At 33.9% G+C, this 13,845-nt stretch carries 15 protein-coding genes and 1 pseudogene; 6 read left to right on the top strand and 10 right to left on the bottom strand.

Annotation, left to right across the window (positions count from 1 at the left end; all coding sequences use genetic code 11):
• The first annotated feature begins 22 nt into the window (after positions 1-22).
• The 3 genes and pseudogenes from CIGNP103_RS07740 to CIGNP103_RS08500 all read left to right on the top strand — a co-directional run bounded on the left by CIGNP103_RS07740 (position 23) and on the right by CIGNP103_RS08500 (position 3,444).
• The gene (locus CIGNP103_RS07740; RefSeq protein ID WP_086227362.1) at positions 23-1,084 is read left to right on the top strand and encodes an LptF/LptG family permease; all 1,062 of its coding nucleotides are present in this window, start codon (positions 23-25) and stop codon (positions 1,082-1,084) included.
• Between the two features lie 536 nt (positions 1,085-1,620).
• Positions 1,621-1,986, top strand: a pseudogene (locus CIGNP103_RS08495) (PDC sensor domain-containing protein); the annotation flags it as partial.
• A gap of 933 nt (positions 1,987-2,919) precedes the next feature.
• The gene (locus CIGNP103_RS08500; protein WP_439097967.1) at positions 2,920-3,444 is read left to right on the top strand and encodes a methyl-accepting chemotaxis protein; all 525 of its coding nucleotides are present in this window, start codon (positions 2,920-2,922) and stop codon (positions 3,442-3,444) included.
• Positions 3,445-3,649: 205 nt separating this feature from the next.
• Here the strand turns inward: CIGNP103_RS08500 and fliY are convergent, their stop codons facing one another.
• From fliY to aroQ, 9 genes are read right to left on the bottom strand one after another with little or no spacing between them, the layout of a single operon-like run.
• On the bottom strand, positions 3,650-4,468 hold the full coding sequence (gene fliY / locus CIGNP103_RS07750; protein WP_179187017.1) for a flagellar motor switch protein FliY: 819 nt from the start codon (positions 4,466-4,468) through the stop codon (positions 3,650-3,652).
• Complete coding sequence (gene fliM, locus CIGNP103_RS07755) at positions 4,458-5,564, bottom strand: flagellar motor switch protein FliM (RefSeq protein WP_086239085.1); 1,107 nt, start codon at positions 5,562-5,564, stop codon at positions 4,458-4,460. Before fliM ends, fliY begins: the two co-directional genes overlap by 11 nt.
• A complete protein-coding gene (locus tag CIGNP103_RS07760) occupies positions 5,564-6,268 on the bottom strand; it encodes an RNA polymerase sigma factor FliA (protein ID WP_086225638.1) in 705 nt (234 codons plus the stop codon). The genes fliM and CIGNP103_RS07760 overlap by 1 nt, the downstream gene beginning before the upstream one ends.
• Positions 6,240-6,584: a hypothetical protein gene (locus CIGNP103_RS07765; protein WP_086225636.1), complete on the bottom strand. Its 345-nt coding sequence runs from the start codon at positions 6,582-6,584 to the stop codon at positions 6,240-6,242. Before CIGNP103_RS07765 ends, CIGNP103_RS07760 begins: the two co-directional genes overlap by 29 nt.
• 11 nt (positions 6,585-6,595) lie before the next feature.
• Entirely contained in the window at positions 6,596-7,459 is an 864-nt protein-coding gene (locus CIGNP103_RS07770) for a MinD/ParA family protein (RefSeq protein ID WP_309543863.1), read from the bottom strand.
• A complete protein-coding gene (gene flhF, locus CIGNP103_RS07775) occupies positions 7,443-8,798 on the bottom strand; it encodes a flagellar biosynthesis protein FlhF (protein ID WP_086234105.1) in 1,356 nt (451 codons plus the stop codon). The genes CIGNP103_RS07770 and flhF overlap by 17 nt, the downstream gene beginning before the upstream one ends.
• Positions 8,798-9,283: a 2-amino-4-hydroxy-6-hydroxymethyldihydropteridine diphosphokinase gene (folK, locus tag CIGNP103_RS07780; RefSeq protein ID WP_086239087.1), complete on the bottom strand. Its 486-nt coding sequence runs from the start codon at positions 9,281-9,283 to the stop codon at positions 8,798-8,800. The genes flhF and folK overlap by 1 nt, the downstream gene beginning before the upstream one ends.
• The gene (locus CIGNP103_RS07785; protein WP_086268895.1) at positions 9,283-10,296 is read right to left on the bottom strand and encodes a M24 family metallopeptidase; all 1,014 of its coding nucleotides are present in this window, start codon (positions 10,294-10,296) and stop codon (positions 9,283-9,285) included. The genes folK and CIGNP103_RS07785 overlap by 1 nt, the downstream gene beginning before the upstream one ends.
• On the bottom strand, positions 10,289-10,756 hold the full coding sequence (gene aroQ, locus CIGNP103_RS07790) for a type II 3-dehydroquinate dehydratase (protein WP_086225630.1): 468 nt from the start codon (positions 10,754-10,756) through the stop codon (positions 10,289-10,291). Before aroQ ends, CIGNP103_RS07785 begins: the two co-directional genes overlap by 8 nt.
• 90 nt (positions 10,757-10,846) lie before the next feature.
• Here aroQ and mqnF point away from each other — a divergent pair, with 90 nt between their 5' ends.
• Genes mqnF through CIGNP103_RS07805 form a run of 3 tightly spaced genes read left to right on the top strand, consistent with a single transcriptional unit; the run spans position 10,847 to position 13,559 of the window.
• The gene (mqnF, locus tag CIGNP103_RS07795) at positions 10,847-12,067 is read left to right on the top strand and encodes an aminofutalosine deaminase family hydrolase (protein ID WP_086268893.1); all 1,221 of its coding nucleotides are present in this window, start codon (positions 10,847-10,849) and stop codon (positions 12,065-12,067) included.
• Positions 12,055-12,924, top strand: coding sequence for a signal peptide peptidase SppA (sppA, locus tag CIGNP103_RS07800; RefSeq protein WP_086268894.1), 870 nt, complete (start codon positions 12,055-12,057; stop codon positions 12,922-12,924). The genes mqnF and sppA overlap by 13 nt, the downstream gene beginning before the upstream one ends.
• Complete coding sequence (locus tag CIGNP103_RS07805) at positions 12,912-13,559, top strand: MOSC domain-containing protein (protein ID WP_236845149.1); 648 nt, start codon at positions 12,912-12,914, stop codon at positions 13,557-13,559. Before sppA ends, CIGNP103_RS07805 begins: the two co-directional genes overlap by 13 nt.
• A gap of 97 nt (positions 13,560-13,656) precedes the next feature.
• On the opposite strand, the gene CIGNP103_RS07810 is transcribed toward CIGNP103_RS07805, so the two are convergent.
• The coding region (locus CIGNP103_RS07810; protein ID WP_272888211.1) for a flagellin at positions 13,657-13,845 on the bottom strand (189 nt) is incomplete at its 5' end.

Below are 13,845 nucleotides of genomic sequence, written 5' to 3' on the forward strand. Positions count from 1 at the left end.
TAATACTAAATTTGGATTGTTGATGAAGCTTTTTGCTAGGTATAGTGCATTTATTTATGTAAAATATTTTTTTATTATATTTATCTCATTGATTGGATTTTATGTAGTTATTGATACCCTTACAAATCTTAAAAATCTCCCAAGTAGTGCAAATTTACAACTAATTTATGTTAGTCTAACTGCATTAATTTCAATCAATTATGTATTGCCAATCTCAATAGTCTTAGCCCTAATAGCAACTATGATTAACCTAACTCGCTCCAATGAATTAGTCAGCTTCTACGCTTTAGGAATTAGTAAAAACCGCCTTATAACGCCTATTTTTACCATCACTTTACTTATTAGCTTTGGATATATCGGACTTTGCTGCACACAGTTTGCCTACGCCAAAGAAAGACAAGAATCCTTAGAAGATTTTCAAAGCTTTGATCGCTCAACCAAATGGATATTTTTGCGCTTTGAAAATAAATTTACATATATCGAAAAACTCCTTGGCAATAAGCAGCTTGCTCAAAATGTCAGAATTTTTGATATGAATGGTTCGCAAATTATATCTCAAATAACTGCTAAAGAGGCTAGCTACAATGGCAACACCTGGATACTTAAAGATAACAACATAACTCAAATACCGCAAAATTTAAGCCTAGGTGCTACAGGGTTAGAGCGTAGCTATGCTGATGAGATAGTAATCACAAATAGCTTCCGCCCACGCATAATAGAAAATATCGAAAATAAAGACAATCTCTACTCCATCATAGATGCTATTGACTCCATAAATACACTTAAAAATGAAAATATAAACATTGCTAAGATAAAATCTGTACTATATTCAATGATATTTTTCCCACTTTTTGCTCCATTTATGGTGCTAATTTTATACTATTATATGCCTGTTACTGGGCGTTTTGCTAGCTTAGCTATTGCTAGTTTTGGAGCGATTTTTATCTCGCTTTGTATTTGGGGTGTTTTATTTTTACTTATTCGTCTTAGTATTAATGGTGCTATTGCTGCTGAGATTGGTATTATTTTGCCTGTTATTATTTTGATGCTATTTGCTGGATATCAGTTTTATAAACATAGGTAACATATCTATATCATAGCAATTTAGAGTTGAAATTTATAAATTTTGCCTAAAAATAAAAGATACTTAAAAAAATTATATAATAAAGAAAGTTTATATATTTGCTCTATTATTGCTTTATTATAATTAAAAAATGATACTAATAAATTTAATATCATTAAACTTAATCAAACTAAAATAAAAACTAGTAAATTTGTAAATTTTTACTCTACCCCCCCCCTACAAAATCACAAATTTAGGTTATAATATCGATTGGAATACATATAACATAATGGGGGTTTATCATGTTCTCAAATCTTAAAGTTGGTGCCAAAATATCACTAATTGTTGGCGCTGTAGTTTTTGTTGGCTTAACTGCCCTTACTATACTAATTGGCAATAATGCATCAAAGGTGATTAAGCACGAGTCTGACATCACTCTAACTCAAGCTAGTCACCGATATGCTGAGCATGTTCTAACTATTTTTAGAGAGATGGATTCACTCACTAAATCTACTGCTAATATTATCGGCCTTGACCTTGGCTCTCGTCATGCTAATATGCAAGATACTATAGATGATTTAAGCACTTCATTTGACTCATCTAACTATGCTGAGTATGCATACATCTATCTATTAGATCCAAATGATAGCTTTAAAAATAGCGATTATATAACTAAAGATAATCACTTTGCACTATTTTTAGCAGATACAAATCGCAATCTTAAAAACGGAATAGAGGTACATAAAACTACTGAAGCATTCCTAGCTGATACATCTATTAAAGATGTTATAACAACTAAAAAGCCCGTAATTGGCGAGCCTAAACACTACAATATAAATGGGAATGATGTATTTGCAACTGATATAGCTTATCCACTAATAAATAATGGTAAATTAATCGGTGTAGTAGGATATATGTATAATCTAAAATATATGACTACATATCTAGATAATAAAGAATTTAGTCTATTTGAAGGCGATGTACGCTACATTTTAAGTGCAGAATCTAGACTAGCTACTCATCACAATCCGCAGTATTGGGGTAAAAAACTAGGCGAGTTTAATACCAACCCTACAACCAAATTAGCTCTAGAGGCGATTCAAAATAAACGCGTAACTATAATTGATGAATACTACACTATCCGTGGTGAAGCAACCAAGGCAATTATCACTCCATTTTCTATTGGCGAGCTTGGAACTTGGTATATGCTTATCAATGCTCCGCTTGATGAGATTCAAAAACCGATGCGTATCTTAGTATATGAGATTATTGGGGTGTCAGTTGTAGTGCTTATTATACTTCTTGTTTGTGTTTATATGATTACTAATAGATTAGTTACTGCTAGACTTAGCCGTCTATCTAGACTGCTTTTAGCATTCTTTAAATATATCAACCACGAAGAAAAGCGCGCGCCAAATACTATACCACCTACATCAAATGATGAGATTGGCGCAATGGCATCAGCAATAAACTCTAATATCTTAAAAACTCAACAAGGTTTACAAAAAGATGCTGAGGCTATTAGCGAGGCAGCTAATACAGCTAAATCTGTAGAAAATGGCGACCTAACAGCAAGAATCAAACAAAACCCAAATAACCCTCAGCTAATCGAGCTTAAAAATGTACTAAATAATATGCTAAATGTACTAGAGGCTAAAATAGGTAGTAATATGAATGAGATTCATAGAGTATTTGAATCATATAAAAATCTAAATTTTACTACTCAAGTCTCAGGTGCTAAAGGTGATGTAGAGACTACTACAAATATTTTAGGTGAAGAGATTAGAAAAATGCTAAACTCATCTGCTAGCTATGCTCAAGATCTAGCCAAACAAACTGATAATCTAAAAGAGTCAATGCAAAAGCTATTTGATGGCTCAAACGCTCAAGCAAATTCACTAGAACAATCAGCTGCGGCTATAGAGGAGATATCAAGCTCTATGAGTAGCGTAAATGATAGAACAACTGAAGTGGCTAGACAAGCAGAAGATATCAAAAACATAGTAGGCGTAATAAAAGATATAGCAGACCAAACAAATCTACTAGCACTAAATGCAGCCATAGAAGCAGCTCGTGCTGGTGAGCATGGTAGAGGCTTTGCTGTTGTTGCTGATGAAGTAAGAAAACTAGCTGAAAGAACTGGTAAATCTCTAAGCGAAATCGAAGTAAATGTAAATGTATTAGTTCAAGGTGTAACTGAAATGAGTGAATCTATAAAAGAACAAACTCAAGGTATCGCTCAAATCAATGAAGCTATCGCTCAATTAGAAAGCGTTACTCAAGACAATGTTACTGTAGCAAATGATACAAATACTATCACCGCTAGAGTAAATCAAATTTCAGCTAACATCCTTGATGATGTAAATAAAAAGAAATTCTAAAATCTCTTAGGAGAGGTCATCCTCTCCTTGATTATAAAATCTTTAACATAGTCTTATTGATTTGCTTTGATTTACTAAATTTAAATTATAAATTTTAGATATTTTGATTAAAAATCTTTAGATTAAAATCATTTTAAATAGTAGGTGAATTATTTTAAATCCCAAAAGATTGCCACGCTAAATATACGCAGCAATCAAATTTAATCTATTTTAGCCGTTCTAGACGCTCTTTTTTAGTGCCAATTTCAGTAATTTGTACGCCAAAGTTTCCATCAACGATAACAACCTCACCAAGCGCAATTGGCTTATCTCCTATTAATACTTCTAGCGGGTCATTAGCTAGCTGATTTAGCTCTATGACTGAACCAATATCCATTGATAATACATCTTTTAGTAGCATCTTTTTTGAGCCGATTCTTACACGGATTGGCAAACGCACATCTAAAATTAATCCGATATTTTTAATCTCATCACCAATATCATGTTTTTCACTTTTAGAGCCTATAGTTTTATTAAAGTATTTATAAAACGAATAATCAATACAAATACCTATCATTTCATTTAAATCCATTAGCTCAACAGGGTATAAAAATAACTTCTCAAATGAGCTAAAATCTAAAATTTGATTTTCATCGATATACTTTACAGCATTGATTGTAAATGTAATCTTTGGCATATCTTTGGCTGCTCCAAGACTTGTAGTCATAGCGCTTAATAAATTAGAAAATATCTCCTTGCTAGCATCTAGCTCATCATCGCCAATTATCGTACTACCACTTGGTTTTTCATCGCCTAGCATTAGATCATTTATTGCAGTTAATAAAACTGGTGTAGCTACTAAATTTATCTTACCCATTATATCGCCATTTAGTGTTACACTAGCAATTACGGCTGGAGTTTTGATACCATTTTGAGTTGGAGCATCATACTCTGCTCCTTCAGATATTACCGGTGTAACTCCGGTTAACCCTTCTATAGTTGCACTTAACTCATTTGTAAATATTTCAAAAAATCTAGTCATCATATTCATCCTCTTCTTTAGTTTCTTCTTCTGGTTCTGGCTCTTTATATGACATTAGTTTGGCTTTTCTCTCCTCTTCATATTGTTCTAGGATAGCCTTTATTTCATCACGATCAGTTTTGATTAACTGTTCTAGCTTGATAGATTTGCTAAAGCGGTGAATACCAATTTGAGCTAAGAATACCTCTTTTTTATCTATACAGACAACTGCTTTATCATCGGCATTACGATCAAGTCGCAAGATATCACCAACTTCTAAATTTAAAAATTCATTTACGCTAATTACGGTCTTTCCTAAAATCGCCTCATATAATACCTCAGCACGGCCAATAAGTGTTTTTAACTCTTTATTTCGGCTCTTTTTAGCACTAGTTTCACCTAGCATAATATCACGATTAGCCAAACGGCTAAGTATTGGCTCTAGATATATAACTGGATAACATAAGCTTATCATACCACTAGAGTTTCCAATAATAATCTCCATAACAACCATAATAACAATCTCATTTTGGCTAACGATTTGGACAACATTTGGACTAGACTCTTTAGCTTCTACATTTGGATACATATCTGTAATCATTGCCCAAGACTCTTTTAAACGCTGCATAATAATACGCAAAATAGCATCCAAAAGATTGACCTCAATATCAGTTAGCTCCCTATTGTTACTCTCAAATCCATCACCATTACCACCAAGCAACCTATCAATCATAGGAAATGCTATACTAGGATTAACCTCTAAAACGCAGTTGCCATCTAGCGGTTTAATAGAAAATACATTAAAGCTTGTTGGGCTTGGCAAACTCATTAAAAACTCACCATAAGTCATCTGATCAACTGAGTGTAGCCTAATCTCAACAATACTACGCATAATGCTTGAAATTTGAGACGCAAGGTTTCTTGCAAGCTTATCGTGAATACCTTTGACAGCCCTTAGCTGCTCCTTACTAACCCTATTTGGACGTTTAAAGTCGTAGATTACAACCTGTTTTGGCTCTTCCAAATTACGCTCAGATGAATTGCTACTTTGACTATCGCCATCATCATCTACAACTTGCAAGAGTGCATCTATCTCTTCTTGACTTAGAATATCTGCCATTAAAAGCCTAGCCTTTCTCGAATTTTTATTATCAATCTTTTATGAATTTGACTAATTCTTGATTCTGTGATATTTAAAATTTCGCTTATTTCACTTAAATTTAACTCTTCATAATAATAAAGCTGAATCACCAACTGGTCCCTTTGACTAAATTCACTCAAAACCAGCTTTATATGCTCGATTAGCTCCTCTTTTTCTATCTGTGCCTCGGTATCATAATCGCTTAATATATTAAACTGATCTTCTAACCTAAGAACAGATGTTAGATCGCTTAAGCTTCTAACCTCTTTAATCTTGCTTACATCTTCATTTAACGCACTAGCTAAATACTCATTACTTGGCTCATATTGATGTTTGCTATAGTACTCATCTACTAATCGATCTATATCTTTAACCAGTTTACGATTCTGTCTGCTTAGCGTATCTAAACTTCTTAGGTAATCAAGCATTGAGCCTTGAACTCTATGCTTTGCATAACCCCAAAAATTATCATTTTGATTTTTATCATAACTATGGCTAAGACGTACCATAGCCTCTGTACCAATACTTATTAAATCACTTACTTCAATCGAGCTTGGCAAACGAGATTTGAGTCTACACGCCATAGCTCTAAGAGCTGGCATATATGCGATTACTAGCTCATCTTGCTCTTTTTTTATTTGTGTTTTATAGGCTTCAAGCTGCTTTTTCTTTATTGGATTCATGCTTTTTACCTGATCTTTTGAGCTTTTGGTCTAGATGACGAATGAGTGTCTCTAACCTACGCTCCCTAACAGCAAGCTCTGTAAGCAAATAGTCGTTAACCTCTTCATGATGCTCTTTATTAAATATTTTTAAACCAATCCTTTTAGTATCTATATAATTCATCACCACAATATGAATAACAATATAAAAGAAAAATGTGATCAGCAAAGTATATATAACAAACTCTACAGGCTCCTCGACTTTTACAACGACAAACATCAATCCAACAAAAAATCCACACACTGTAAAAAATGCTATATAATTATCTGGTCTCACGGTAATCCTTTTTAAAACTGCTCCACTAAACGCTTAAAAAAGCCAGCAAAGCTTCTATCTTCACTGGTATCAAGCACTTTCCGTTCCAATTTCTCAAGGAGATTATTTGCTGCTTGCTTAAGCTGATAAGTAGCTAATGAATGCGGAGCTTCGCTGCTAAAAAGTGTCCGTATCTTAATGCTTCTAGATACAACCTTATCACTTGGAATCCAGCCTAAAAGATTTAAATTTAGCCTATGCGAAATATTTTTATCAGCAACAGTTTTTATAGTTTGAAAAATCTTTTGAGCTTCATCTGCGTTTTTAGTCTGATTAATTAGCATAAAGACATCGCTTTTCATCTTTGAAATCACCTTAATAGTCGCATATGCATCGGTGATAGCTGCAGGATCAGGCACGGTTACAACGATAATCTCATCACACGCTTCTAAAAATACTTGCGTACTAGATCCAATCCCAGCACCAGTATCAATGATAACAAAATCCACATCTTTTAAAATTGAGGCTTGATTTAAGAACTTTTCGTATAAAAACTGATCATTAAATTTAAAAATCTCATCACCGCTCTCACCAGGAATTAATGTCAAATTTGGTTTAACTTTAATTAAAATATCTTCAAGCGGACACTCGCCTTTTAAAACATCTAGCATATTTTTGGTAATTTTCACATTTAGTAAAACATCTAAATTCGCAAGACCAATATCAGCATCAAATAATACTACTTTATAACCATTTGTTGCTAAAAGATTAGCTAAATTTGCACTAACTGTGGATTTACCTACGCCACCTTTTCCACTAGTAACTGCGATGAAATGGGTTGATTTTTTGATCTTTTGAGCTATCATTAACTCTCTTAATTTATCTGCTTGATCCATCATCCTCTCCTTTAAATCCATCTAAAACGCAACTAACCAAAAAGTCGCTCTTAGCTTCCATAATATCATCTGGGACATTTTGACCTGTTGAGAAGAAGCTCACCGGTGTACCAGTTTCATATATAAGTGAAAATATATTACCAAATATCTTTGTCTCATCAAATTTTGTAATTATAAGAGTATCGATTTCTAAAGTTGAAAAATTATTATAAATCTCTAGCAAATCATCAATTTTTGAACCGGCTGAAACGACTAAATTTACATCAACTTGATTACCGCACTCTTTTAAAAATGTATTAAGACGAGTTAATTTTTCCCTATCATACTGACTACTTCCCATAGTATCAATTAAAATTACATCGCAGTTTGATAAACTCTTAAGCGCTGAGCGAAAATCCTCAGGCTCAATCGCATCAAGAATTGGGATATTCATAATCTTAGCATATTGAAATAGCTGTTCAACCGCACCAAGCCTATAAGTATCAAGCGTGATAATCCCTGTCTTATATCTAATACTGCCGCCATGAGCAAATTTATACGCAAGTTTTGAGAGAGTTGTTGTCTTACCTACGCCAGTTGGACCTACTAGCATCATAATTCTTTTCTTTTTAGGGTCAAAGCTTTCACTTCTGCATGGCAACATATTACGCAAAAGTGAGTAGAAATATCTCTTTACAGTTACTGGATTGCTTTTCATCGATGATGGCATATTTTCGATTGTAGCTTGCATTATACCCTTTAGATGCTCGTACTTCATTCCACTTTGTTTGGCTAGCTTGTATATTGTAGAAAATTCAGGCGGAATAATTATATCATCACGATTTTCAGCCTTATCATCCCATATCATATCAGCAATCATAGAGATTTTTTGATTTAGCTTACTTACCTCTTTGGCTACTTCATCAATCTTTTTGTCATATTCTGGGCTTTTATACTCGCTTAATTCGTTGCTTACCCCTGCTACTTTTCCAATCTCTTTAGCAACCTGAGATATATTTAATAATATATCATTATTATCTCTTGGTTTTTCTTCTATAGTATCTAGTCCGCCTTGTTCAAATCTTGATGCTGGGCGTGGGCTTTGGGTTGAACCAAGAGTATAAGCCTCAATTTGTTTTTGAATTTGATTGATTTGAGCCTGTTTTTTCTGTGCTTGGCTTGGCTGAGGAGTATCCTCTTCAACGCTAACTAAAATCTCATAAAGAGGCTTTTTATTTAGCGTTTTTGGCTGAATTTGCTTAGTTGTTACAAGCATAGCACTCTCACCACACTCCTCTTTAGCTTTCTTAAGTGCTTCAATCGCACTCTCTCCTGTAAAAGTCTTTAAAACTGTTGCCATCATATTCCTTTCATAAGACCTAATGGGATAAATACACTTGGGCGACTATTAGCTCCTGGGTGAGGTAGGATTAATTCTTCATTATTATAGCTTTTAGCACTAAAGTATAGTATATCCAAATCTAGTGTTCTAGGTGAGTTTTTAAACTCCCGTTTGCGTTTAAATCGCCTCTCGAATCTCTGCATAATCCTTAAAACTTCCTTAGCATATAAGGAAGTTTTAAGGATTATAACAGCATTTATATAATCTCTGCTAGCATAACCAAAGGCTTTATTTACCAGCATTGGTGAGCTTTGCACAATGGCAAATCTCCTATCTTTTAAAATTAAATTTAAAAATCTATCAAAAATCATAGAGGTATTACCGATATTTCCGCCTAGACCAATAATTGCGGTATATTTATGTGGGGTATAATTGTTAAATGTGCGTGGGAAATAAGCGCTTTTTAACAACATTTTAGCTCCATCGATTTTAATTGTTTTCATTAAAGAACTTCGCACCCATCATTTGTAACAACTACGACATCTTCAATTCGTATACCAAACTCATTTTCTAAGTAGATCCCAGGCTCTATACTAAAGACCATTCCAACCTCTACTGGAGAGCTATTTCGTGGGCTAATTATTGGAAATTCATGAATATCAAGACCCACACCATGCCCTGTTGAGTGAAAAAACTTATCACCATAACCACTTTTTGCAATAAATTCCCTAGCTGCTGCATCAATATCACACGCTCTAACACCTGGCTTTACCGCTTTTATAGCTAAATTTTGCGCCTCTTTGACTATCTGATATATCTCATTTTGCTTTGAATTTGTAAATTTTTGCTCCTTACTAAAGCTAAAACCATCTCTAAATTCAACCGTTCTAGTACGATCTGAGCAATACCGATGATATTTTACCCCAGCATCTACTAAAAGCAGATCGCTATCTTTTATACACTCATCTAGTGGAAGGGCATGTGCTTTGGCTGCATTTGCATTTATTGCAGTAATTGGATCAAAGCTAAGACCTAAATTTCCACCATCTCTTAAGATATTTCCAGCATTAAAGTTAATTAACTTCTCGCTCATTCCAGCTATTATCGCTCCAGCAAGCTCATCAAATTTACTAGCTCCAAGCTGCGCTGCATAGCGTAAAATCTCAATCTCATCACTACGTTTTATCTGTCGTTTTAACTTTGAGAATTCATTCTTTGCCTTGAAATTTATATGCAAATCACGACTTAACTGGCCAAATTCAAAATAGCTAAAATCACTTGGATTAAACATTAACTCCTTAATACCAAAGCGGCGCAAAAGCAGCCTTGCATCTTTTATTATATCCTTTGATTCGATCACTTCGCAATTTTGCGCTACAGCCCTAGCCTCGATAGCATAGCGAGAATCGGTAATAAAAAACCCCCTCTGACCAAATTTGATAAAAATTTCATTATCGCAACTATAGCCGCACTCAAAATATACTGCGTTTTCGTTTTTTAAGATATAATTATGCATCATTTGATGCTGCATCCATTCGCTTAATTTGTTCAAAAATTTGAAGCATTCCAATCATAGCTAGATGATAACCAATTGGCCCAAATCCAGCGATATGTCCTGAACATACTGGCGCTATTAAGCTTTTATGGCGGAACTCTTCTCTTTGATAAATATTGCTAATATGCACCTCAAGTACAGGCAAACCAACTGAAGCAATAGCATCCCTAATAGCAATTGAAGTGTGAGTGTAGGCCGCTGGATTTATTATAATTCCATCAAATTCGCCTAAGCATTCTTGAATTTTATCTACGATTTCACCCTCAAAATTACTTTGAAAAAACTCAATCCCAACTCCAGCTTGATCAGCTACAGCTTTCATCTGCTCATGAATATTTTCCATCGTCATAACACCATAAATTTTGCGCTCACGCTTTCCAAGCATATTAATATTTGGCCCTTGGATTACCATAATTTTCATATTTTTCTCCAATAAAAAATTGCATGGCAATTATTTTACAAAATATTGGCTAAATTTTGGCTATAATGTACGCTTTTTAAGGAAAAAAATATGAAAATATTAAAAGCTAAATTTATAATTTTATGTAATGAGAGCTTTGATGTGGTTCAAAATGGGGCAATTGCCTTTGATAAAACCATACATAAAATTGGCAAATTTGATGAGTTAATAGCTAGATTTAACGATGCTGAGATTTTAGATTTTAGCGATGATATTGCTATGCCTGCTCTTATAAACTCACATATTCATCTTGAGTTTAGTGCTAATAAAACTACACTTGAATATGGTGATTTTTTACGCTGGTTAAAGAGCATTATCGCTAATGGTAACACCCTAGCAAATAATGATAAAAATAGTGCTATAAAAAGCGCTATTGCAACACAGCTAGATGCAGGTGTTAGTACAATTGGAGAGATTTCTAGCTATGGTATTGATGCGCTACACTGCGCTAATTCACCTATTAGGACAGTATATTTTAGTGAAATTTTAGGATCAAATCCTGCCTTAATAGAACAACAATGGAATGAATTTTTAGAGCGTTTTAATGTTGCAAATGAGCTAAAAAGCGATCTATTTATACCAGCTATTAGCGTACATTCACCTTATTCTACCCATATAGAATTAAGCAAAAAAGCATTAAAATTGGCTAAAGATAATGGCATGATAGTTGCTACGCATTTTATGGAGAGCATACATGAAAAAATTTGGCTTGAGAATAGCAGCGGTGAATTTGGTGAATTTTTTAAAGGTTTTAATAAAAATGCTACGCCATTTTATACGCCAAAATCTTTTATAGAGCTTTTTGCTGATATTCAAACTCTATTTATTCACTCTATTTTTGCCGATAATTATATAAATTTAATGGATAAAAATCTCCATTCAATCATAAGCTGCCCAGTCTCAAACCGTCTATTAAGTTCAAAATTTAATCTACAAAATGCCTTAAACAATAACATAAACATAGCCTTTGCCACAGATGGTTTAAGCTCAAATATAAGCTTAAATATCTGGGATGAGCTGCGTGCTGGCCTAATGGCTCATAGTGATATAGAACTTAGCAAATTTGCCACATTTGCACTAAAATCAGTTACTACCAATCCAGCTAAAGCTTTGGGCTTAAACCTAGGTGAGTTAAAAGCTGGAAATATCGCTGATATCGCAGTTTTTAATGGGTTTGAATTAAGCGATATAAGTCAGCTTTGTATCGAGCTTATACTACATACTAAAAGCGCTAAAGCGCTATACATAAAAGGAGAAAAATGCAACTATTAAAAAGTATATTTGCCTTTATTAAAGGTATCTTTAAATTTATTAATGAGTATTTTAAAAGTATGATTTTTGTACTAATTGTTCTATTTATTACAGCTAGTAGCGGCGAAAAAAGTAGTGCAAATTTAATAGAAATTAGCCTTGAAGGGGCTATTATGGATGAAAGAGAGCTTTTAACTCAAATAGACTTAGCCAAAGATCCAAATATAAAAGGTGTGTTAATAAATATTGATAGTCCAGGTGGAGAGATGAGTGCAAGCGTAGCTATAAGCGATGCTATAAAAGAGCTATCCACACTAAAACCAGTTATTGCCTATGCTAGTGGAACGATGGCTAGTGGAAGCTACTATGCTGGTATTGGAGCAGATAAAATTTATGCTAATCGTGCTAGTTTTATTGGCTCAATAGGCGTGATAATGCAGACTCCAAATACCGAAGAACTAGCCAAAAAAATTGGAATCTCAACTCAAGTAGTAAAGGCTGGAGAATTTAAAGAGGCTGGCACATTCACACGCAGCTGGAATAGCGATGAGAGAGCAGCCTTACAAGGCTTAGTAGATAAGAGCTACGAATTATTTATCAGTGATGTAGCAAATGCCCGTGGGCTGGATTTAAACTCAAGCAAACAATGGGCAAATGCTAGAGTTTTTTTGGCTCAGCAAGCACTAAATTTAGGACTAATAGATGGTATAATGAGTATAAATAACGCTAAAAAAGAGCTAGAGATACTAAGCGGTGTAGCTACTCCTATATGGTATGAAGCTCCAATGGTACAAAAATTTATAAATAACATCGCCAAACAAAGCGCAAATTTAATAATCACAACTTTAAGTCAAAGGAGCATATTGTGGCAGTGGTAGAATCTGTAAATATTGGTATTATCAGGGATTATGGTGATTTTCGTAGTGCTATGGATAAGCACTCAGTAAGTAGCATTGAGATTGATTTTACAGGTATAGTAGGCGATATGCTAAGCGATATAATCCATCATGGCGGTGAATTTAAAGCTGTCTTTGCTAATGCAGTAAGTAATTATGCAGCTTTTAATAAGTTTGCTAGTAGAGAGCTTAAATTTGGACAGATGGGAGAGAATCTAAGCATCACTATATTAGATGAGAAAAGTGTATGTATAGGCGATATTCACCAAATCGGTAATGCACTTTTACAGGTGAGCGAACCTAGAAAACCTTGCGTAAAACTAAGTAAAATTATAGCTAGAGGAATGACTAAATTTATATTTGAAAATGGGCTCAGTGGATGGTATTATCAAGTTTTAGAACCAGGAACGGTATGTCCAGGCGATAGTGTAAAAGTAGTTCATAAAGATACAAATCAACTAAGTGTCATGGAGTTAAATATGCTATTTTTTGCCCCAAAAGATAATATAAATCTACTACAAAAACTAGAACGAGTACATATACGAGATGAGTGGCGTGATAGTATTACAGCTAGACTAAAAGGGATTTATGATAATTCTTATATGGATAAACTCTAAGAAATACTATTTAAAAAATTATTATATCTAGATAATAAACCCTCGCAATGACTAAGCATTGCGAGTAAATTTAAGCTATTAAAGATTTAAATTTAAGCTACTGTAGTAGTCTTAATATATTTTGTTGTACAGCATTTGCCTGACTCATAGCGTAGCTTCCACTTTGGGCTAGTATGTTAAATTTAGAGAAGTTTGCACTCTCGCTAGCAAAGTCTACATCTCTTATTTGAGATTCAGCTGATTTTACATTTACTTGGGTAACTGTAATATTATTTATAGTAGCTAC

The sequence above is a fragment of the Campylobacter sp. P0103 genome (assembly GCF_002139545.1).
Lineage (GTDB): Bacteria > Campylobacterota > Campylobacteria > Campylobacterales > Campylobacteraceae > Campylobacter > Campylobacter devanensis.